The organism is Klebsiella sp. I138, from assembly GCF_051131765.1.
Lineage (GTDB): Bacteria > Pseudomonadota > Gammaproteobacteria > Enterobacterales > Enterobacteriaceae > Klebsiella.
On sequence record NZ_CP180447.1, the window covers coordinates 4,244,506 to 4,265,678 of the forward strand.

At 54.0% G+C, this 21,173-nt stretch carries 16 protein-coding genes and 1 tRNA gene; 9 read left to right on the forward strand and 8 right to left on the reverse strand.

Going from position 1 to position 21,173, the window contains the following annotated elements; translation table 11 throughout:
• Positions 1-1,008, reverse strand: a complete 1,008-nt coding sequence (locus ACMYSK_RS19835) for a zinc-binding alcohol dehydrogenase family protein (RefSeq protein WP_434638020.1) — start codon at positions 1,006-1,008, stop codon at positions 1-3.
• Positions 1,009-1,545: 537 nt separating this feature from the next.
• Between ACMYSK_RS19835 and ACMYSK_RS19840 the strand changes: the two genes are divergently transcribed.
• A complete protein-coding gene (locus ACMYSK_RS19840; protein ID WP_434638022.1) occupies positions 1,546-2,742 on the forward strand; it encodes a hypothetical protein in 1,197 nt (398 codons plus the stop codon).
• Positions 2,743-2,956: 214 nt separating this feature from the next.
• Here ACMYSK_RS19840 and ACMYSK_RS19845 read toward each other — a convergent pair.
• Positions 2,957-3,051: transfer RNA gene (locus tag ACMYSK_RS19845), tRNA-Sec, on the reverse strand.
• A gap of 341 nt (positions 3,052-3,392) precedes the next feature.
• Between ACMYSK_RS19845 and ACMYSK_RS19850 the strand changes: the two genes are divergently transcribed.
• Complete coding sequence (locus tag ACMYSK_RS19850; protein ID WP_434638024.1) at positions 3,393-4,124, forward strand: MurR/RpiR family transcriptional regulator; 732 nt, start codon at positions 3,393-3,395, stop codon at positions 4,122-4,124.
• Positions 4,125-4,216: 92 nt separating this feature from the next.
• On the opposite strand, the gene ACMYSK_RS19855 is transcribed toward ACMYSK_RS19850, so the two are convergent.
• The 4 genes from ACMYSK_RS19855 to ACMYSK_RS19870 all read right to left on the reverse strand — a co-directional run bounded on the left by ACMYSK_RS19855 (position 4,217) and on the right by ACMYSK_RS19870 (position 10,658).
• The gene (locus ACMYSK_RS19855) at positions 4,217-5,596 is read right to left on the reverse strand and encodes a glycoside hydrolase (RefSeq protein WP_434638025.1); all 1,380 of its coding nucleotides are present in this window, start codon (positions 5,594-5,596) and stop codon (positions 4,217-4,219) included.
• Between the two features lie 13 nt (positions 5,597-5,609).
• Positions 5,610-7,169: a PTS transporter subunit EIIC gene (locus ACMYSK_RS19860; RefSeq protein WP_434638026.1), complete on the reverse strand. Its 1,560-nt coding sequence runs from the start codon at positions 7,167-7,169 to the stop codon at positions 5,610-5,612.
• A gap of 232 nt (positions 7,170-7,401) precedes the next feature.
• Positions 7,402-9,117 carry an AsmA family protein gene (locus ACMYSK_RS19865; RefSeq protein ID WP_434638028.1) on the reverse strand — a complete coding sequence of 572 codons (1,716 nt, stop codon included), beginning with the start codon at positions 9,115-9,117 and terminating at the stop codon, positions 7,402-7,404.
• Between the two features lie 149 nt (positions 9,118-9,266).
• Entirely contained in the window at positions 9,267-10,658 is a 1,392-nt protein-coding gene (locus ACMYSK_RS19870) for a nucleobase:cation symporter-2 family protein (RefSeq protein ID WP_434638030.1), read from the reverse strand.
• 287 nt (positions 10,659-10,945) lie between these two features.
• Between ACMYSK_RS19870 and gltS the strand changes: the two genes are divergently transcribed.
• The gene (gene gltS / locus ACMYSK_RS19875; RefSeq protein WP_434638032.1) at positions 10,946-12,148 is read left to right on the forward strand and encodes a sodium/glutamate symporter; all 1,203 of its coding nucleotides are present in this window, start codon (positions 10,946-10,948) and stop codon (positions 12,146-12,148) included.
• A 179-nt stretch (positions 12,149-12,327) separates the two neighbouring features.
• Here the strand turns inward: gltS and glpK are convergent, their stop codons facing one another.
• Both glpK and ACMYSK_RS19885 read right to left on the reverse strand, forming a co-directional pair.
• Positions 12,328-13,839, reverse strand: a complete 1,512-nt coding sequence (gene glpK / locus ACMYSK_RS19880; RefSeq protein WP_434638034.1) for a glycerol kinase GlpK — start codon at positions 13,837-13,839, stop codon at positions 12,328-12,330.
• 21 nt (positions 13,840-13,860) lie between these two features.
• Entirely contained in the window at positions 13,861-14,706 is an 846-nt protein-coding gene (locus ACMYSK_RS19885; RefSeq protein WP_434638036.1) for an MIP/aquaporin family protein, read from the reverse strand.
• Positions 14,707-15,264: 558 nt separating this feature from the next.
• On the opposite strand from ACMYSK_RS19885, the gene zapB reads away from it, so the two are divergent.
• The 6 genes from zapB to ACMYSK_RS19915 all read left to right on the forward strand — a co-directional run bounded on the left by zapB (position 15,265) and on the right by ACMYSK_RS19915 (position 21,141).
• The gene (gene zapB / locus ACMYSK_RS19890) at positions 15,265-15,510 is read left to right on the forward strand and encodes a septal ring assembly protein ZapB (RefSeq protein ID WP_086815662.1); all 246 of its coding nucleotides are present in this window, start codon (positions 15,265-15,267) and stop codon (positions 15,508-15,510) included.
• A gap of 161 nt (positions 15,511-15,671) precedes the next feature.
• Positions 15,672-16,661, forward strand: coding sequence for a sulfate ABC transporter substrate-binding protein (locus tag ACMYSK_RS19895; RefSeq protein ID WP_004868989.1), 990 nt, complete (start codon positions 15,672-15,674; stop codon positions 16,659-16,661).
• Between the two features lie 91 nt (positions 16,662-16,752).
• Positions 16,753-17,514, forward strand: a complete 762-nt coding sequence (locus ACMYSK_RS19900; RefSeq protein ID WP_434644243.1) for a CDP-diacylglycerol diphosphatase — start codon at positions 16,753-16,755, stop codon at positions 17,512-17,514.
• Between the two features lie 269 nt (positions 17,515-17,783).
• Positions 17,784-19,121, forward strand: coding sequence for an MFS transporter (locus tag ACMYSK_RS19905; protein ID WP_434638037.1), 1,338 nt, complete (start codon positions 17,784-17,786; stop codon positions 19,119-19,121).
• Positions 19,122-19,131: 10 nt separating this feature from the next.
• Positions 19,132-20,091 (forward strand): aminoimidazole riboside kinase, encoded by a 960-nt coding sequence (locus tag ACMYSK_RS19910; protein ID WP_434638039.1) that lies wholly within the window; start codon positions 19,132-19,134, stop codon positions 20,089-20,091.
• A gap of 9 nt (positions 20,092-20,100) precedes the next feature.
• Positions 20,101-21,141: an ADP-ribosylglycohydrolase family protein gene (locus tag ACMYSK_RS19915; protein WP_434638041.1), complete on the forward strand. Its 1,041-nt coding sequence runs from the start codon at positions 20,101-20,103 to the stop codon at positions 21,139-21,141.
• Positions 21,142-21,173 lie beyond the last annotated feature (32 nt).

Below are 21,173 nucleotides of genomic sequence, written 5' to 3' on the forward strand. Positions count from 1 at the left end.
TTAAAACCCTTCCAGTACGATTTTGCCCACCGCGCGGCCGGTTTCGAGCTGAGCGTGGGCTTTCTGCAGATTCTCCGCGGTGATCGCGCCGTAGTGTGCGCCGAGCGTGGTTTTAATCGTTTTATCATCAATCAGCGCGGCGACGCGGGTCAGCAGCCGATGCTGGGCAATGATATCCGCCGTTTCAAACATTGAGCGGGTAAACATAAACTCCCAGTGCAGCGAGATGCTTTTGGCCTTCAGCGGTCGGGCGTCGAGAGCTTCCGGATCGTCAATCAGTGCCAGCTTGCCCTGCGGGGCGAGCGCCGCAATCAGCTGAGGGTAATGCTGCTGGGTGTTGTTGAGACTGGCAACGTGTGTGACCGCGTTGACCCCAATCCGCACCAGCTCTTCGCTAAGTGGCTTCGTATGATCGATAACGTGGTGCGCGCCGGCATCAAGCACCCATTTCTGGCTTTCCGGACGCGAAGCCGTGCCGATCACCGTCATGGCGGTCAGTTTACGCGCCAGCTGCGTGAGAATGGAGCCGACGCCGCCCGCTGCGCCGACAATCAGCAGCGTGTCCCCGGCGTTGCCGCCTTCCTGTATGCCAAGACGGTCGAACAACAGTTCCCAGGCGGTGATGGCGGTCAGCGGCAGGGCGGCGGCGGCGGCATTATCCAGCGAACGCGGTTTCAATGCGGCAATCCGCTCGTCGACGAGCTGATACTCGCTATTGCTTCCCGCGCGCCCTAGCGCGCCGGCGTACCAGACTTCATCGCCCGGAGTGAACAACGTGACCGCCTCGCCGACCGATTTAACAATGCCTACCGCATCCCAGCCCAGCACGCGCGGGGTATCGCCGGTAAACCCGGCGCGGACTTTGGTATCCACCGGGTTAACGGAAATGGCCTTTACTTCAATCAGCAGGTCATGCCCTGCGGCAACCGGAACCGGTAGCGCAATGTCGCTTAAAAATGGGATGTTGCTGCCTTCTGTTGCGGCGCGGGTAATGGCGATCGCTTTCATACACTCTCCGGTTATCAAATGGGGTTTCGGGTGGCAATCCATTAATGGTAGACCGTGGATGAGGAGGGAAAAACGGGGTGCGGGCGATAAGAGTTATATTGGAAAGGTGAAAATCAGTTCAGGCGATGTCGTAACCCGTTCTGTGCGCAGACGCCGACTTCGCCGACGGGGACGGTACAACATAAAGATCCTCGTGAGGAATATTGCGCAACGAAGAGCTGCACAATGTGTCATGCACCGCTGATGCCGTGTTTCATATTTGAGAATATTTTTGTGTTGACACCACAAATATGAATATCTGCTTCAGGGAATAAGAATATTGCGTTATTGCTCAAGGTTTATGTCTTGACTCAAGGCATTGTGCGTGCGACTTTTCCTTTATCAAATAATAAACAAGGTTTCATATCTGGAACAATAAATATAAAAAACACGCTAATTGAAGGATCGTTTCACTGCTGAGACAGAATAAATAAAAACGCCGATATTAAGCGGCGAGAACTTTTATCGCTTATTAAATTATAACGTGAGGCATTCGCTATGCGTAAATTAATCCTTTCCCTGCTGCTGGCCGCCAGCGCCAGCGGGCTGGCACGGGCAGACGACGGCAAGCCGTTTCCGCATATCGGCTGGCGCAGTGCGGATAATCTTGCCGGGCTGGATTTTGGCGGCGCGCTGCGCGCGAATTACCGCTACGAAGACTGGAAAGGCAGTAATTATCGTAACCCGCCGCATCTGCGGTTTGATACGTTTCGTATCGATAGCAGCGGCTTTTATAATAACTATTTCTTTGATGCCGGATTCTGGTTTCAGGACCACCGAAAATATGCCATCGATCGCGCCTATGTGGGATATCGCATCGATGATAATAATAATATCCAGTTGGGGATACCTGGCAAACCTTTCGGCCTGGAGCCTTATCCACAATTTGGTTGGTCCTACGGTATTCCGTTTTATCTCGGCTTTGGCGTCAGCGCCGGTAGCGGCGTTAACTATCAATATCACGATAATAACTGGTCGCTGGATGTAGCTTATTTCCCGTGGATGGAGCCGGAGAATTTACGCTATGCGCCGGATGTCGGGGATTACGATCGGCTGAAAAACACGATCTACCCAACCCAACACCAGCAACATAATGAAAAGCGCGATCAGGTTAACGTGCGCGTCGCGCGTGATTTCCACGGCGGCGGCTGGAACAACGAGCTGGGCGGCTCGCTGGCGCTGGCACGGCTGCACAACCGTGAGACCGACGATGACGGCACCTTCTGGGCAGCGGGCGTGCACGGGATGCTGCATAACGGGCCGTGGCAGCTCACCTCGCAGCTGATCCGCTACCAGTACGATCCGAAGAACCCGGCGGGCGTCAGCGACGATACGATTCTGATGGGGGGCAACGGCCTGACCCCGGCCTACCTGATCCCGGCTAAAGCCACCACCGCATCGCTGAACCTCGCCCGCGACCTTGATGTGAAGTGGGGAGCCGTCTCGAAGCTGCGCCTCTATAACGATTACAGCGTATTGTGGAAAGACAAAAGTGGCTGGCAAGATTCGCAGATGAACACCCTTGGTGTACAGGTCTTCGCACTACCGGTGATGTTCTGGGTCGATCTCAGCTGGGCGAAGAACGTTAATCCGTGGGGCGGCGCGCTGAACTCCACCGGCTGGACCAGCACCCAGTCTGAGGGCAGCGGCAAATGGTATTTCCGCACTAACGTCAATATTGGTTATTACTTCTGATGGGGGCGGGGCTTCTCAGGGGCCCTCCCTTCGCGCAGCCATGTGCTGATAAGCCTGACGGTTGCCAGAGTATGTCGCCCACATGAAGTCGGTTATTCCTGATTATAACGGACTCATATTCGAGATCAGGATCAGCACAGGAGAATATTACTGATTGCAATAGACTGTAGTATAAGGGATTTATTGAACGCGATGGAATTCAGAGGAAGCAAACTGGCGGAAGATCACAGGAGTTGAACCTGCCCGGGACCGCTGGCGGCCCCAACTGGATTTGAAGTCCAGCCACCTCACCGGAGATGACGATCTTCCGCGCCTCGATTGCTACATGGAGGCGGGGCGCATTATAGCTACTTTCAGGCATTTACCACATACCTAAACGCATTTTTTTACTGTTAAAACTGGACTTTACAGAACAGTCTGACACAAACCCTCGCAAAATCCGTGGGTTACACTTTTATATATTTTCTGCGAGCGGGGCCCGGCAGAAAAAAACGACTGCGGATAGTGAGATACGGTGAATGGCATCGCGCCTGAAACCACCGTGGCGCCCGCATGCTACCGCGGTTGCTACCGTTCTCTGCCAGTGAGTTCCCCCACAGACACCCTTGCGGTTTGGTGGTAGCGTACTCTGCCGCTGAGAGGAGCCCGCAATGGACTTAGAGAATATCTTTCGTGACGTGAAGCTGAGCAAAACGGAAATGACCGTGCTGCGTTTTATCCAGAATGACCCTGAACAATGTGTGCGGGAAGGGATTCGGACCGTCGCTGAGCGCTGCTATAGCAACCCTTCCTCACTGGTGCGGCTGGCGAAGAAGCTGAAGTTCAGCGGCTGGCTGGAGCTGGTTTATTTCATCAAGTTCAATATCACCATGCCGAAACTCGATGTCACCAACGACATCGACTACATGAGTATCCAGCCCACAGAGCAACTGGCGCCGCTGCTGGAAAGCCTGCAACATCAGCGGATCCTGATTCACGGCAGCGGTTTCTCTCAGCTGATTGCGCAATATATTTATAATAAATTCCTGGTGACCGGCGTAAACGCCAGCCTCGCACTGTGGCCAGATTACGAAATCCTTGAGCAGAAGAACGCGGCGAAATTCGACTCCATCTGGATAGTCTCAAAATCCGGGCGCAGTAGCTCGGCCCTGAACTGGGTCAAGGCGCTGGAGGGGAAGGAGATTAACCTGGTCTGCTTTACCGGCGATTATCAAAGCCCGCTGGCGCAGGCGGCAGATGCCGCGTTTATTATTCATGACCCGCAGAAATTTGATGATGATATCTACTGGAGCAACCCGTTTTTTGGCTACTGTATTTTAGGTTTTGAGCGCTTGCTGAAGATGTGGTTTATGCAGACAGGGATCCCCGGAGGGGGCGCTTAACGCGCCTGTCCGGGCGACAAAACCGGCAAATCATGCCGATCCGGTAGCCCGGATAAGGCGTTCGCCGCCATCCGGGGGAGTGGGCCGGGCGCTTATTGCCAGTCGGCAAACAGCTTATCGTCGAGGTAGGCGTTTGCCAGCTTCTGCGCCAGCGAATATGAACCGACCAGCGGGTGGGCCATTAGCGCCCGGATCGCCAGCGATTTATCTCGCTGCAGAATGGCCGCCACCGCCAGACGTTCATACTCTTTGACGCTGGCTATCATGTTTTTCTGCGCCGTTGGCACGTGTGCCGGAGTGACCGGCTTCAGACCCTCTCTGCTCAGATCGCAGCTAATCTCAATGACGTCATCAGGGCGTAAAAAATCGAGGGTGGTGTTGTTGGATATCGATACGACAATACGTTTGGTGGTGGTGCTGTTGACCGCCTCCAGAATATCCAGCGCCACGCCTGCGTAGCCGCCGGTATCCGGCTCTTCGATAAACTGCTGTAAGGTGAGCGGTTCGCGGGTATGGAACTTCTCCTGCTGCGACTCGTTTTGCATATAGCTATTTTCCCGGCGCAGGTAGTGTTTCATCCATAAATTAAACGCGGCTTCCGGGTTGGTACGTACATCAACGGTGTGCAGCTCATCGCGCATATCGCGGTTGATGCGGGCGATCTGCTCGCCGCGGGTTTCGGGGGCGTCCTGAATCGCTTTTAACGCCACTTCGCGATAATAGTAATAATAGAGATATTCGTTGAGTAATTGCTTATCGCACAGCTGAACCAGCTCCGGCGAGAAATACTGCATCGCCGTTTTACGGTATAAATCCGGGTTGGCAATCAGGCGTTCGGTAACCTCTTCGCCGCGCACCGTAATGTGGGTAAACCAGGAAAAATGGTTCAGCCCGTAACACTCCACGCTGAGATCACGCTCGTCGCAGTCCAAAATCTCGGGCAGTTCGCGAATCAGCTCCGACGGCGCATCGCAAATGCCATACACGCGGCGCTTAAAGCCTGACTTGATGATCGCCTCAGTCACCAGCCCAGACGGGTTGGTAAAGTTAAACAGGATCGCATCTTCGGCGGCATGTTCTTCGATCAGGCGGCAGTAGTTGAGGATCGCCGGGATCGAACGCATCGCCATGGCAAAACCACCGGCGCCGGTGGTCTCCTGGCCCAGGGTGTTATGCTCAAGCGCAATGCGCTCATCGCGAATGCGGCTCTCGTCGCCGCCAACCCGCAGTGTGGTAATCACATAATTGGTGTTTTTCAGCGCGGCGACCGGATCGGTGGTCGTGCTAAATGTAATATCAGAACGAATTGTCTTAAAAACATAGCGGGCAATTTCACCAAACAGAGCCAGATTATCCGCTGAGCTGTCCAGAAATACCACTTCGGTTAAACCAATACGGTGCGCGTTATAAGCCAGAGATTTCGCCAGAAACGCAGAGCGCACGCCGCCCCCGCCTAATACGGTTAATTTCATACATCACTCCCAATTAATTTTCTGCTAGCCAGCTATCAACCCGGGAACGAACTTGTCCCACTTTGACGCCATAAATAACCTGAACTTCATTACGATTTCTCACGACGCCATTAGCACCGGTACTTTTTAATATGAGGTCATCAACTAAATCCATATTCTTAATCACCACGCGCAGGCGCGTGAAACAGTTATCGACGGAAATAATATTTTCTTTGCCCCCGAGGCCATTAATAATCTCATCGGTAACCGACTGCGGATTGCCGACCTTTTGGCGATAATCTGCTTTGCTGTAAAGCTTCACATTGTCGTCGTCTTCACGGCCCGGCGTTTTCAGATTCAGCTTCACCACCAGGGTCCGGAAAATGACGTAATAAACGGCGAACTGACCGATACCGATAAGAATGTACCCCGGCCAACGCGTTAATGAGACCGGCAGCGGCAGGTTATAAATCAGGAATTCGATAAGCCCGGATGCGCCCCAGGGACGGACGGTAAAGAGGTCGCAAATTGCCTGTGAGGCGGCGGTCAAAGTGGCGTGAATCACCCACAGCAGCGGCGACACGAACAGGAAGGTGAATTCAATCGGTTCGGTAATTCCGGTCAGCATCGAGGTAATAATGGCGGGCAGCAAAATCGCCTTAGCCATCATTTTTTTCTCCGGTTTTGCAGTGTGATAAAAGGCCAGAGATGCGCCTGCGAGGCCGAAAATCGTGGTCATTCCCTGCTGTGAAAAGCGCAGAGCATCGTTCATTACCGGAGTCAGATCCGGATGGCGCATATAGGCGAGAAATATCGCCTGGGTACCGGAAACTACCTGACCATCGACGTTCAGCGTGCCGCCGATTTGCGTCAGCTGGAAGGGGGACCAGACGAAATGGTGCAGGCCGGTAGGGATCAGGAATTTTTCAAAGAAGCCGTAAACGAAGACGCCCGCCACGCCAGCATTTTTCATAAACCCGGTTAACGCCCCGATACCGTGGGTCATAAACGGCCAGATCCAGGTAAAAGCGATAGCGTAGAAAATGACCACCGGCGTCATCGCCACCAGCGTTAGCTTGGCACCGCCGTACATCGACAGTGCGCCGGGCAGTTCAATGTTCGAGACTTTATTATGTACCCAGGCGATGGTGCAGCCGAGGATAATGCCGAGGAAAACCCCCATATCGACGACCACAAAACCGAGGAGCTGCGTCTGACCGGTTCCGTAATATTCGCCATTAATTTTTTCGGCGATACCGTGGATATGCTCCAGCCATGAATGGTTGGCGCCCAGAAACATAATAAAACACATGACCGAAACCAGCGCGACTTCTGTTTTTTTATCTTTCGCCAGGCCATAACTAATACCGACGCAAAAGAGTAACCCAAGGTTGCCGAATAAAGGCCAGAAGGTATCGCCGAGTAATTGTCCGAGCTGATGTAAAAAGCTGGTTTCAGAAATTAATGTTGGGTTGGTTAAGACAGAACTGAGTGCCAGAATCAGGCCAATGACGGGCAAGAACAAGACTGCACCGATCATTGCTCTGGAGAATTTTTGCATATTCTCCAGAATACGTTGACGTATTGCGGACATAGTTGTTCCTTTATTTTTATATTTACATAGGGTTGATTATTGTTTTATCTACTTCCAGTTATTTGTTTATAGCAATTCCGATCTTTGAAGGAAACATGTTGCGGGAAATAGGTACAAACAGCCGCAAAATGCACACAGGTTTCGCTGCCGGGAAGGGGATACCTTGTGGGGACGGAAAATGGCATGGTGGAAGAAGATGCCCTCTCACCGGCGGAGAGAGGGCTGGAGGACGTTAAGGGGCTGGCGGGGTGGGGACAGTCTGAGTCGGTTCGCTGCTTACCTGACCGTTGCGCATCACCTGCGCGACCTGCTGTTTTTCCATATTTACCGCGCTGAGCTGGCCGCTCACCGTTGGTTTTAGCGGGGCATCGGCCTGCACGCTGCCGCTGGCGGTCAGCTGGAAGTTACCATCGCCGGAAACCGGTAGCGCTGGCCAGCCCCATTCCTGCAAAATATTCAGCGGTACACCGCGACCGTTCAGACTGAGCGTGACCTGACGCTGGGGGAGCTGCGAAATGGCCGCCGTGGCCTGGAGGATGCCGCGCTCGGTAAAGGCGCTCAGCTCGTTGATATTGACCGTGGAGGCGTTGGCGTTAAGCTTCAACGACGGCCGGCGAACGTCGATGCGGTTAAAGGTTGCGGCAGCGGCGTTCAGCGTTGCGCTGCCGTTCCACACGCCCCAGCGGTGATCTTTCACCAGCTGCAGTTCGCCGCCGTAGCCGTCAAGGGCGGTGATCTGCCACGGGAACGTCGGGTCGATATCGATAATGAGATTGCGGCTGGCGCTGAATTTTTTCAGCGTCAGGCTTTCCAGCCATGTTGGCAGCGACGCCATCCACAGCTGTTTCCAGTTTTCAGGAAGGGTGTACTCCAGCCCGGCAAACGCGGCGTCATCCAGTACCAGCGCGTTACCGGCGCGCAGCCAGTTGCCAGAAGCCCGTACCATCCCACCTTCCCAGCGCGAGGTGAACTGGCGCAGCGCAATACCCTGCGGTGAGAATTCAGCATTGGCGATAGGATCAAGCAGATGCAGCGATCCGTTAATAAAATCGCTGGCGTTCATCGACAGGGTGCCGTCATCGCTCTGCCATCCGCCGTGGCTCAGGGTCAGGTTACGCAGGCTAAGATCGAGATCCGTCACCGCCCAGTCCGGCCCCTGTAAACGGGCATCGGTCATATCGAGACGGCCAATTTGCAGCGAAGGGACGCTGGTCAGCGGGGTGAAGAATTCCGCCAGCGATTTATCGCTCTGCAGGCGAATTTCGTTGAGCTGCAGATTATCCACCAGCCAGCTGCCGTCGGCGTTGCGTCTGGCGTTACCGGTCAGCGTACCACGCGCGATGTCGGCGCCCAGCGTGGATAACGTCACTTCGCCATTATCGAGACTGCCCTGAATCAAGACATTACTGGCGTCAACGCCGTTCAGGGTCAGCGACCCCGCACTCATCTGAATCTGGGCCTTTTTGCCCAGTACATTGCCCGCTTCCGGTGCCCAGGGGCTGACGCCTCCGTCGACGCGCTGTGCGCTCAGCGCCCAGCCGGTTTCCGGGCTGTTAAACGCCATATTGCGCAACTGCAAACGGTCGGCGGCAAAAGGTAAAGACGCGGAAGACGGCGAGAGATTCAACGTCCCGTCGCTGAGGACAATTTCGTCGGCGTGCAACGGGTCGCTGAACTGGCGGGTACTGAAGCCAATATCCACCGTTTTAGCCACCAGAGTCGGCGGTTTGCCGTCGCGCCCGAAAGTGACATTTTGCAGCTGTAGATGGAGAGGTGAAGAGAAGCTGTGATCCATCGCATCGAAGGAGACCTGCCAGCCGGTACCCTCGCTCAGCCAGGCGCTGGCCTGGCGTGAACCCCAGTGGGTCTGTAGCAGGAACCAGGCAGCAACGATGGCGACCAGCAGGGCGATCGATAGCCAGAGGACCAGCTTTCCAAGAAATTTCATGATCTTCCATCCTGAGAGGTGCACATAGGGCTGTTATGCACGATTTATGCGCAATCCTCAAGACAGGAGTTGTTTTTTTAGATGACAGCGTGACGGGTTCAGGTGTTGGTGCCGCCCCGGCGCACAAAGTGCTGCCGGGGCGAAGAAGATTACGACTTCTCTGGAGGGAAAACCAAATTCAGAACAATCGCCGTAATCCCGCCGGCAGCAATACCGGAGGAGAGCAGGTTCTTCAGCCAGTCAGGGGCAAACTGCAGAATCAGCGGCTGCTGGGAGACGCCGAGGCCAACCGCCAGCGACAGGGCGATAATCAGAATCGCGCGGCGGTTCAGTGGTTCGCGAGAGACGATACGCACGCCGGACGCGGCAATGGTGCCGAACATCACCAGCGTTGCGCCGCCGAGCACCGGTTCCGGAATGTGCTGGACAAAGCCGCTGACCGCCGGGAACAGGCCCAGTACGATCAGCATCAGTGCCACCACGAAGCCGACGTAGCGGCTGGCGACGCCGGTCAACTGAATCACGCCGTTATTCTGGCCGAAGCAGGAGTTCGGGAAGGTATTAAAGACGGCGGAGACAAAGGAGTTCAGGCCGTTAGCCAGTACGCCACCTTTCAGACGTTTCATATACAGCGGGCCGGAGACCGGCTGTTCGGATACGTCGGACGTGGCGGTGATATCGCCGATGGTTTCCAGCGAAGTAATCATAAAGACCAGCATCAGCGGCAGCAGCAGGCTCCAGTCGATGCCCAGACCGTAATAGAGCGGGGTTGGCACCATAATCAGGCTGTCGTTTACCGGTGCGCTGTTGGTTGGCAGCATATCGAGCAGCCAGGCCGCCAGATAGCCTGCCGCCATGGCAATAACCAGGGAGGCGATGCGCAGGTAAGGGTTGCGCTGGCGGTTAAGAATAATGATCAGCGCCAGAACAATACCCGCCAGCAGCAGGTTTTTCGGCGCGCCGAAGGTATGGTCAGCCATAGCGGAGTAGCCACCGCCGATGGAGGTCAGCCCGACCTGAATCAGCGACAGACCGATAATCATTACCACCACGCCGGAGACCAGCGGCGTAATGACCCGCCGGGCCAGATGCAGGACCCGAGAGATGACCATTTCCGTGCAGCTTGCCAGCATTAGCGTGCCAAACAGCGCGGCCATCATCGTTGGTACATCGGCTCCGCCGGTTTTCAGCGCGGTGCCGCCCATAATCAGCGGGGCAACGAAGTTAAAGCTGGTGCCCTGAATCGACAGCAGTCCGGACCCGACCGGTCCCCAGGCTTTAATCTGAATGATGGATGCCACACCGGAAGCGAACAGCGACATACTGATGACGTGCTGTGTGTCCTGAGCCGGAAGGCCCAGCGCCTGACAGATTAACAACGCCGGCGTGATGACCGCGACAAACATCGCCAGCAGGTGCTGAAAAGCGGCGAACAGGGTTTGCGGCAGCGGCGGGCGGTCTTCGAGGCGGTAGATTAATTCGCTGGTTGTTTTATGCGCAACCGGTTGCGCGGCTTCTGACTCGGCGGTGTTAACGGACATCACAAACAATCCCAAGGTGGCAAAGCGGGAATTTTATCGGACTGTAGTGCAAAAGCAAACGTTTGCCACTCTTTGGCGGGAAATTTTTATACAAAAAACCACCGCGGATATTTTATTAACATTTTGTATGCTTGATCGCATCAATATCAAAACAAACTATCTTTTCCTGTTATTTGCCAGGCGCTTCTGCTTAAAATCTGGCTCCGATTTCTCAAGACGAGAATCTATCGACACCGGGAATACCGTCGCGTGTGAATGAATCATGCGCAAATAAGGAGCTCTTTTTTATGTTTCACCTCGATACCTTATCGACGCTTGTTGCCGCAACACTGGTGCTGCTACTAGGCAGACAACTCGTCCAGAAAGTCCCCTTCCTGAAGAAATACACTATCCCTGAACCCGTCGCGGGTGGCCTGCTGGTGGCACTGGCGCTGCTGGTGCTGAAAAAAAGCATGGGTTGGGAAATCGATTTTGATATGAGCCTGAAAGACCCGCTGATGCTGGCGTTCTTTGCGACGATCGGGCTTAACGCTAACCTGGCCAGCCTGCGGGCAGGCGGTAAAGTACTGGGGACGTTTCTGATTGTGGTGGTGGGTCTGCTGCTGCTGCAAAACGCCCTCGGCATTGGCATGGCAAAGCTGCTGGGTCTGGACCCGCTGATGGGCCTGCTGGCCGGTTCGATCACCCTCTCTGGTGGCCATGGTACCGGCGCAGCGTGGAGTAAGCTGTTTGTAGAACGTTACGGTTTTGCCAACGCCACCGAAGTGGCAATGGCCTGCGCCACCTTCGGCCTGGTGCTGGGTGGGCTGATTGGCGGCCCGGTAGCGCGTTATCTGGTTAAACACTCCTCTTCTCCGGACGGAACGCCGGACGACCAGCTGGCGCCTACCGCGTTTGAAAAGCCAGAGATGGGCCGGATGATCACCTCGCTGGTGCTGATCGAAAGTATTGCCTTAATCGCAATCTGTCTGACGCTCGGGAGGGTGGTTGCGCAACTGCTGATGGGAACCGTGCTGGAATTGCCGACCTTTGTCTGCGTGCTGTTTATCGGCGTGATCCTCAGCAACGGTCTGGCGCTGGCGGGCTTCTATCGCGTGTTTGACCGGGCGGTATCGATACTGGGTAACGTCAGCTTGTCGCTGTTCCTCGCCATGGCGCTGATGAGCCTGAAACTGTGGGAGCTGGCTTCGCTGGCGCTGCCGATGCTTGCCATCCTCGCGGTGCAGGCGGTAGCGATGGCGCTGTATTCGATTTTCGTTACCTACCGCATGATGGGTAAAAACTATGATGCCGCCGTGCTGGCTGCCGGTCACTGTGGCTTTGGTCTCGGCGCAACGCCGACGGCGATTGCCAATATGCAGGCGATCACCGACCGTTTTGGTCCGTCCCATATGGCATTTCTGGTGGTGCCGATGGTTGGCGCGTTCTTTATCGATATTGTGAATGCGCTGGTGATTAAGTTGTATTTGCTGCTGCCGATCTTTGGCTAAATCCCCGTCGTCTTTCAGGCCACAGGTGCGTTGACTACGTTTGCTTACCCCGGTCACAGAGTTATCTATGTGACCGGGGATGCGCGCACTTGTCGCCTTCCTGTGACCCGAAATCCATAGGGGATTGCCTGGTAAAGGTCCGTAGCCCGGTCAGTACAGCGCCGCCGGGCATTTTCGGGTTATGACTCGTCGTGCTCTTCCCATGCCAGGGCGCGTTTCACCGCTTTTTTCCAGCCGCTGTAGCGGTAGTTACGCTCGGTGGTTTCGATACCCGGACGGAATTCACGCTCAATGACCGCTTTCTCCTGCAGCTCATCCAGATTCTGCCAGAAGCCTACGGCCAGACCTGCCAGATAAGCGGCTCCCAGCGCCGTAACTTCACGTACTTCCGGGCGCTCAACGCGGGTGCCCAGGATATCGGACTGGAACTGCATCAGGAAGTTGTTGGCGACGGCCCCTCCGTCGACACGCAGCGCGTGCAAACGAATCCCTGAATCAGCCTGCATGGCTTCCAGTACATCGCGCGTCTGATAGGCAATAGACTCCAGCGTGGCACGAATAATATGGTTGGCATTCACGCCGCGCGTCAGGCCGAAGATGGCGCCACGAGCATACGGATCCCAGTAAGGTGCACCGAGGCCGGTAAACGCCGGAACCACGTACACGCCATTGGTGTCTTTCACTTTAGTCGCGAAATACTCGGAATCGAACGCGTCGTTGATCAGCTTCATTTCATCACGCAGCCACTGAATGGAGGCGCCGGCCATGAACACCGCACCTTCCAGCGCATAGTTCACTTCCCCACGTGGGCCACAGCCGATAGTGGTAAGCAGACCGTGAGTCGATGTGACCGCTTTTTCCCCGGTATTCATCAGCATAAAGCAGCCGGTGCCGTAGGTGTTCTTGGCCATCCCCTCTTTGACGCACAGCTGACCGAACAGCGCCGCCTGCTGGTCACCGGCGATACCGGCGATTGGAATACGCGTGCCGCCTTTACCGCCGATGTTCGTCTGACCGTATACCTCGGAAGATTTACGGACTTCCGGCAGCATCGCGCGTGGAATATCCAGCGCTTCCAGCATTTTGTCATCCCAGTCCAGCTCGTGGATGTTGAACAACATAGTTCGCGAGGCGTTGGTGTAGTCGGTGACGTGAACACGACCCTGCGTCATTTTCCACACCAGCCAGGTATCCACGGTCCCGAACAGCAGTTCGCCGCGTTTTGCCCGCTCGCGGGAGCCTTCCACGTGGTCCAGAATCCATTTTACTTTGGTACCGGAGAAGTACGGGTCAACCACCAGTCCTGTGGCCTTGCGGATGTACTCTTCCATACCGTCACGCTTGAGCTGTTCGCAAATTTCAGCGGTACGACGGCATTGCCAGACAATCGCGTTATAAATCGGTTTACCGGTTTCGCGCTCCCAAACAATGGCAGTTTCACGCTGGTTGGTGATCCCGATTGCCGCTATCTCGTCGGAGTTAATGTCGGCCTTCGCCAGCACTTCAACCAGGGTAGAGCTTTGCGATGCCCAGATCTCCATCGGGTCATGCTCGACCCAGCCTGGCCGCGGATAAATTTGCTCAAATTCACGCTGAGAAACGCTGACGATATTGGCATCGTGATCCATCACAACGGCCCGGGAACTGGTGGTGCCCTGGTCGAGCGCAACGATATATTTTTTGTCGGTCATAGTATGAGTCCCGTAGTCGGATTACAGCGAAGCATTGTGTTGCGTAGTCGAGGTGCTTTCTTTCTCGTCCTCGACGCAGGTGTCGCAGGGCAGATGGCGGCCAATCAGCTTGCGATAGCTGAACGCGCCTAGCGCGGCACCCACTATCGGTGCGCACAGCGGCACCAGGAAATAAGGAATATCTTTACCGCCGGTGAAGGCGATGTCACCCCAGCCGGCAAGCCAGGCGAACGTTTTTGGGCCAAGGTCGCGTGCCGGGTTCATGGCAAAACCGGTCAGCGGTCCCATGGATGCGCCGATAACCGCGATCAGCAGGCCGATCAGCAGCGGTGCCAGCGGGCCACGCGGGATGCCGTTGCCGTCATCAGTCAGCGCCAGGATGACGCCCATCAGGATAGCGGTAATCACCATTTCTACCGCGAATGCCTGCACAAAATTGATATGTGGGTTCGGGTAAGTGGAGAAAATACCGGCCAGCTCAAGACTTTCGACGCTGCCGCGCACCATATTGTGGCTGTGTTCGAAATCGAAGAAAAGATTGTAGTAAAGCCCGTAAACTAACGCCGCAGCGCAAAAGGCGCCAGCGAACTGAGAAATGATAAAAGGAACAACTTTACGCCCGTCGAAGCAGGCAAACAGCCATAATGCGATAGTAACCGCAGGGTTAAGGTGCGCACCGGATACGCCTGCGGTCAGGTAGATAGCCATCGCCACCCCCAGACCCCAGATGATGCTGATTTCCCACTGACCGAAGCTGGCTCCCGCAACTTTGAGCGCCGCGACGCAGCCAACGCCGAAAAAGATCAACAACCCGGTACCAAGGAACTCTGCGATGCACTGGCCTTTTAATGTTGATGTCTGGCTCATATTGAATCCTGAAGCGAAGTGGTGATTATTGTATGTATGAAGGTCGACGACGACCACGCTGCCTTGTAGGCATAGTGTTAATTTATCGTTAACGAACAAAAACGAGAAATATCGAAATATAAATGTGTGTGCTGCGTCAAGAAAATGAGCGTTTTCGCGCCATAAACGCGTGTTGTGACACATTTGACCCTCTTTTTCGGCAGATTGAGTTAACCCATTGATTAACAATTGCCAGAGAAGTCCCCGGAAAACGCGCCGAATGCGCCAGGTAAAGGCTGAAAAGTGTTGCAAACCGCAATCTGCGCGGGTTGTCGCTGGACAGGGAAGGCGGGGATTCATACAATCGACAGCATGACCACTGTAGTGCGCTTATTTTCGTTAAGGCGTCACCGCATAGGTACACAACATCATTCGGGATGCATCACAACGACAGGCGAATGAATCCTCAGCAGCTTACTTCGGTAAGCGGCCGGGAAGAACCCGCTAACGCAGAAGCAGCTTGAAGGACGACGTGTACGGGATAGTACTCTATCAACGCCTTGCAAGTTCAGGAGAGGTATGACGATGTCATTAGAAGTGTTTGAGAAATTAGAATCAAAAGTACAGCAGGCGATTGATACCATCACTCTGTTACAGATGGAAATCGAAGAGCTGAAAGAAAAAAACAACACGCTGGCGCAGGAAGTTCAGGGCGCACAGCACGGTCGTGAAGAGCTGGAGCGTGAAAACGGTCAGCTGAGAGAGCAGCTGCAGGGCTGGCAGGATCGTCTGCAGGCGCTGCTGGGTCGCATGGAAGAAGTGTAACCCTCTCGTCCTCGCCCTCTCCTGCCCGGGAGAGGGTAAGCATTACCCCCCTCACAGATATATACTCACAAGTTATAGCCAATCTTTTTTTATTCTTTAATCATTGGTTCGCTTTCTGGCACGCTTAGCTCATCACAACACGACATAAAGAGAGCGGTGCGATGAACAAGTGGGGCGTTGGGTTAACTCTATTGCTGGCATCCGCCAGCGTTCTGGCAAAAGACATTCAGTTATTAAACGTATCTTATGATCCGACGCGCGAACTGTACGAACAGTACAACAAAGCATTTAGCGCGCACTGGAAACAAGAGACCGGCGACAATGTCGTGATTCGTCAATCGCATGGCGGCTCTGGCAAACAGGCGACGTCGGTCATTAATGGTATCGAAGCTGATGTCGTGACGCTGGCGCTGGCCTATGATGTTGATGCGATCGCCGAACGCGGGCGTATCGATAAAAACTGGTTGAAACGCCTGCCGGATAACTCAGCACCGTATACCTCCACCATCGTGTTCCTGGTTCGTAAAGGCAACCCCAAACAGATTCATGACTGGAACGACCTGATTAAGCCGGGCGTGTCGGTCATTACGCCAAACCCGAAAAGCTCCGGCGGTGCGCGCTGGAACTATCTGGCGGCATGGGGCTATGCCCTGCATCAGAATCACGGTGACCAGGCTAAGGCCCAGGAATTTGTGAAGGCGCTGTATAAAAACGTTGAGGTGCTGGACTCCGGCGCACGCGGTTCGACCAATACCTTTGTTGAACGCGGTATCGGCGATGTGCTGATTGCGTGGGAGAACGAAGCGCTGCTGGCGGCGAACGAACTGGGTAAAGATAAGTTTGAAATTGTGACCCCGAGCGAATCGATTCTGGCCGAGCCGACCGTCTCCGTGGTGGACAAAGTGGTTGATAAAAAAGGCACCCGCCAGGTGGCTGAGGCCTATCTGAAGTATCTCTACTCGCCGGAAGGCCAGGAGATTGCGGCGAAGAACTTCTATCGGCCACGTGACCCGGCAGTGGCGAAGAAATATGCCGATGAATTCCCGAAACTGAAGCTGTTCACCATTGACCAGGAGTTTGGTGGCTGGACCAAGGCGCAGAAAGAGCACTTCTCAAACGGCGGCACGTTCGACCAAATTAGTCAGCGTTAATTGCCCAGAACGCCCGGTTAAATAACCGGGCGTTTTTATTTAGTCATCAAACCAGGCTACTCTTCCGTTTCTGGCTGGACAGGAAAAGATGATGAGAAGAGTACGATACCTTTTATGGCTGCTGTTAGTACTTGTGCTGGCAGCGGTGGCCGGCGGCTGGTACTGGCTGCATTCCGGTAACCCCAACGCGCTGCGACAGATTGTTTTGCAGCAATGTGTGCCTAATCAACAGCAGCATCAAAACCCATCGCCGTGCGCTGACGTTAATCTGAAGGGCGGCTACGTGCTGTTTAAAGATCGTAACGGCCCATTGCAGTATTTGCTGATGCCGACATACCGGATTAACGGTACAGAGAGCCCGCTGCTGCTCGACCCGTTAACGCCGAACTTCTTCTGGCAGGCGTGGCAGAGGCGCGAAATCATGAGCGAGCGCCGCGGTTCGGCGGTCCCGGATAGCGCGGTGTCGTTAGCGATTAATTCCCGAAGCGGACGCACGCAAAACCATTTCCATATTCATATATCCTGCCTGCGGGAAGATGTGCGCACTCAGCTCAATAGCCATGCCGGTGCGATAAGCAGCCGCTGGCTGCCGCTTCCCGGCGGTTTGCTGGGCCATGAATATCTGGCGCGGCGAGTCACTGAGTCCGAGCTGGCGCAGCGCAGCCCGTTTCTGATGCTGGCCGAAGAGGTTCCCCTGGCGCGCGAACATATGGGACGTTTTGCGCTGGCGATGGCAGAGCAGAGCGATGGTTCTTTGGTGCTGTTGGCAACCGAGCGTAATCTGCTGACGTTGAATCGCGCTTCCGCCGAAGAGATCCAGGATCACCGCTGCGCGATCCTGACATCACCTTAACGTTCCTCTCGACAGGCAATTCTGCCGATATCCTATTGATTCTCATCCCTGTTTGATTAAGGGGTGGGATTCAGTACGTAAAATTTATGTGAATTCGATCAAAAGATATAAAGGTATACCTTTATATCTTTTTGGATCTCGTTACACTCTCCCTATGGTCATCAAAAGCGTTTGGCAGATGACTTATTAATAAAAACGTTTTTATTTCACGTAGTGACATCATTAATTGTTTGTCAGATTTGCGCTTAAGAGCGTAAAGGAATATCAACATGAAACTTTCTATCGTGGAAAAAATCGGCTTCGGCGCAGGAGATATGGCGATAAACGTTGTAATTATTGCCATGCAGCTGCTCCTCGCTTATTTCTATACTGATATTTATGGCCTGAGTGCTGCAGATGTTGGCGTATTGTTTGTGGTTGTACGAATGATTGATGCCATTATCGATCCGGCAATGGGGATACTGACCGATAAGCTTAATACGCGCTGGGGACGCTATCGTCCATGGCTGCTGTGGTTTGCCATCCCTTTCGGTTTTGCTGTCTATTTGATGTTTATCACTCCAGATATGGCGTATATGGCCAAGCTGGCATGGGCGTATGGCACTTATATTTTGATGACCCTGATTTATACCGCCATCACCATTCCCTATATTTCTATGATTGGCGTCATTACCAACGATCCTGTTGAACGGCTAAGCGCAAATGGTTACCGATTCGTCATGACTAAGATTGCTGCGTTTCTGGTGACAATTGTCGTTCCCATGCTGGCTGTATGGCTAGGGCAGGGCAATAAAGCGATGGGATACCAACTTTCTATGGGATTGATGGGGGCAATGGGGTCACTGTTGTTTATCTTCTGTTTTTTGACGACCCGTGAACGCAGTGAACCGGAAATAACCGCTCTTCCGATAGGTCAGCAGTTTAAGTATTTATTGCGTAACGATCAGTGGATCATCCTCGGTGTCGTGATTTTACTGCTGATGTGTGGCTACGTTATTCGTGGCTCTGTTGCAGCGTATTATGCTAAATACTTTCTGAATGGCGGTGATAGCTTGATTTCACCTTTCCTGACTACTGGCGTTGTTGCATCGATTTTGGCAATGGTAGTGACCACCTGGATGACTCGATTCTGGGATAAAATTAAACTATTCCGTTATACCCAATTGATTACCTTTGTTCTGAGCGCACTGATGTATTTTTCCGTCGGCCGGGAAAACCTTGCGCTGGCATTCGTATTCTACTTCCTCATTAATTTCTTCTGTGACATGCAAATGCCGGTGTTCTGGTCTTCTATCGCCGAGGCTGTGGACTACGGTGAAAAGAAAACCGGTATTCGCGTTTCCGGTCTCGCATTTGGCGGCATTCTCTTTTTCCAGAAATTCGGTATGGGGGTTGCAGGTGGCGTTCTCGGGTTCCTGCTGAGCCATTTTGGTTATCAGGCTGATGTTGAACAAAGCGCACGGTCGCTAACCGGTATTGCCCTGATGATGACGTTAATTCCTGCATTGTTCCATCTGATAGTCGGCCTTCTTATGAGGAAATATTTGATTAATAACGACTATTACCGTGACATCCAGAGTGCGCTGACGCAGCGTCAGCAGGCGTAAGGAGGCGAAAATGAGTGCAACGAATAAAGTCTGGGTTATTGGGGATGCGTCCGTTGACCTGGTCCCGGAAACGCAGAATAGCTACCTGAAATGCCCTGGAGGCGCATCGGCAAATGTCGGGGTCTGTGTGGCCAGACTCGGAGGGAACTGCGGTTTTATTGGCTGTTTGGGTGACGATGATGCCGGGCGTTTCTTGTGTCAGGTGTTTCAGGATAACGGTGTGGATGTCTCCTTTCTGCGGCTGGATGCCGCCCTAACCAGCGCGGTACTCATCGTTAACCTGACCGCTGACGGAGAGCGCAGCTTTACCTACCTGGTACACCCCGGAGCCGATACGTTTGTCTCGCCAAAGGATCTGCCGCGATTTCAGGCGAATGAGTGGTTTTACTTCAGCTCGATTGGTCTGACGGACAGACCTGCTCGTGAAGCGTGCCTGGAAGGCGCCAGAAGAATGCGTGATGCCGGGGGATACGTACTGTTTGATGTCAATTTACGCAGCAAGATGTGGCGAGATGTGGGGGAGATCCCCGAGCTGATCGCACAGTCCGCTGCGTTGGCTTCTATCTGTAAAGTCTCTGCCGATGAATTATGCCAGCTGAGCGGAGCCAGCTGCTGGCAGGATGCCCGTTACTATCTGCGCGATCTAGGTTGCGAAACCACCATCATTTCGCTGGGTGCCGATGGCGCGCTCTTGATTGATGCCGAAGGTGAATACGGCTTCCCCGCGCCGAGAGTTAACGTCGTGGACACGACCGGTGCGGGCGATGCGTTTGTCGGCGGACTGCTCTTCACGCTCTCGCAGGCCGATGGCTGGACCCATGTGCAGCTGGCAGAAGCGATCGGTCACGCCAATGCCTGCGGTGCAATGGCGGTGACGGCGAAGGGGGCTATGACCGCACTACCGTTTTCCGACCAGTTACACACTTTTTTGTCCAGCCATACGCTGGAACAAGCCATGACCGTGAAATAAGGAGTCATCATGTACATTGATCAAAATAAAATACTGGGATGTTTGGTTGGTGCCGCCGCCGCCGATGCAATGGGAGCGGCAACGGAGGTCCGTACTCAGCAGCAAATAAAAGACTATTTTGGCGGATGGGTGACCACTTTTCAAAAACCACCGGCTGATACGTTTGGGCGCTGCAACGAAGCAGGCATGTGTACTGATGATTTTATTCAGGCAAAGTACATCATGGATGCGCTGTTATGCCACCACCGCAAAGTGAGTGATGAGGCAATGCGCGAAGCTTTCCAGCACTGGCTTGATTACCCTTACTACGCCAACTTTACCGGTCCGACAACGCGTGCGGCAATGAAAGCGATATTTAACGATAATCGCGCATCATTGCAAGGGGAGCTGGAAGGTGAAAAACAGTCGGTACAAATTATTAATAAGGGCAACGCTGAGGCGACGAACGGCGCCGCTATGAAGATTTGGCCCGCTGCGGTCTTGCACCCGGCTGATGTTGACGCGGCAATTGATTGCGCGCTACAGATTTGCCGTTTTACTCATAACAACGTGCTGGCGATGTCCGGTGCTGCGGCGATGGCAGCGGCGACCAGTGAAGCCTTAAGCGCGCAGACCAACGCTGATAGCATTATTGCCGCAGGGATTTATGGGGCGGAAAAAGGATATCTGCTCGCGCAGAATATGGGGGCTATGATGGTCGCCGGACCTTCCGTTGCACGGCGAATTGAACTGGCCGTCGATATCGGCAAGCGACATCGTCATTGGGAAACCGCGATTGTGGATATTGCTGATATTATTGGCTCAGGGCTTCACGTCAGCGAAGCTGTACCGGCTGCTTTCGGTCTGTTCGCGTGTTGTCCGAATTCTGCCGTAGATGCTATTATCTCCGCCGTTAATGTTGGTAACGATACCGATACCGTCGCGACCATGGTTGGGGCAATCGCCGGCGCATTCCACGGTGTAAATGCTTTTCCAGCCGATTATTTAACGACCGTGGATCAGATGAATCATTTCGATTTAGCAGAACTGGCCAGGCAAATCGCAGGGTAGCGTTTGGAACCCTGCCGGGGACGGCGAACCGT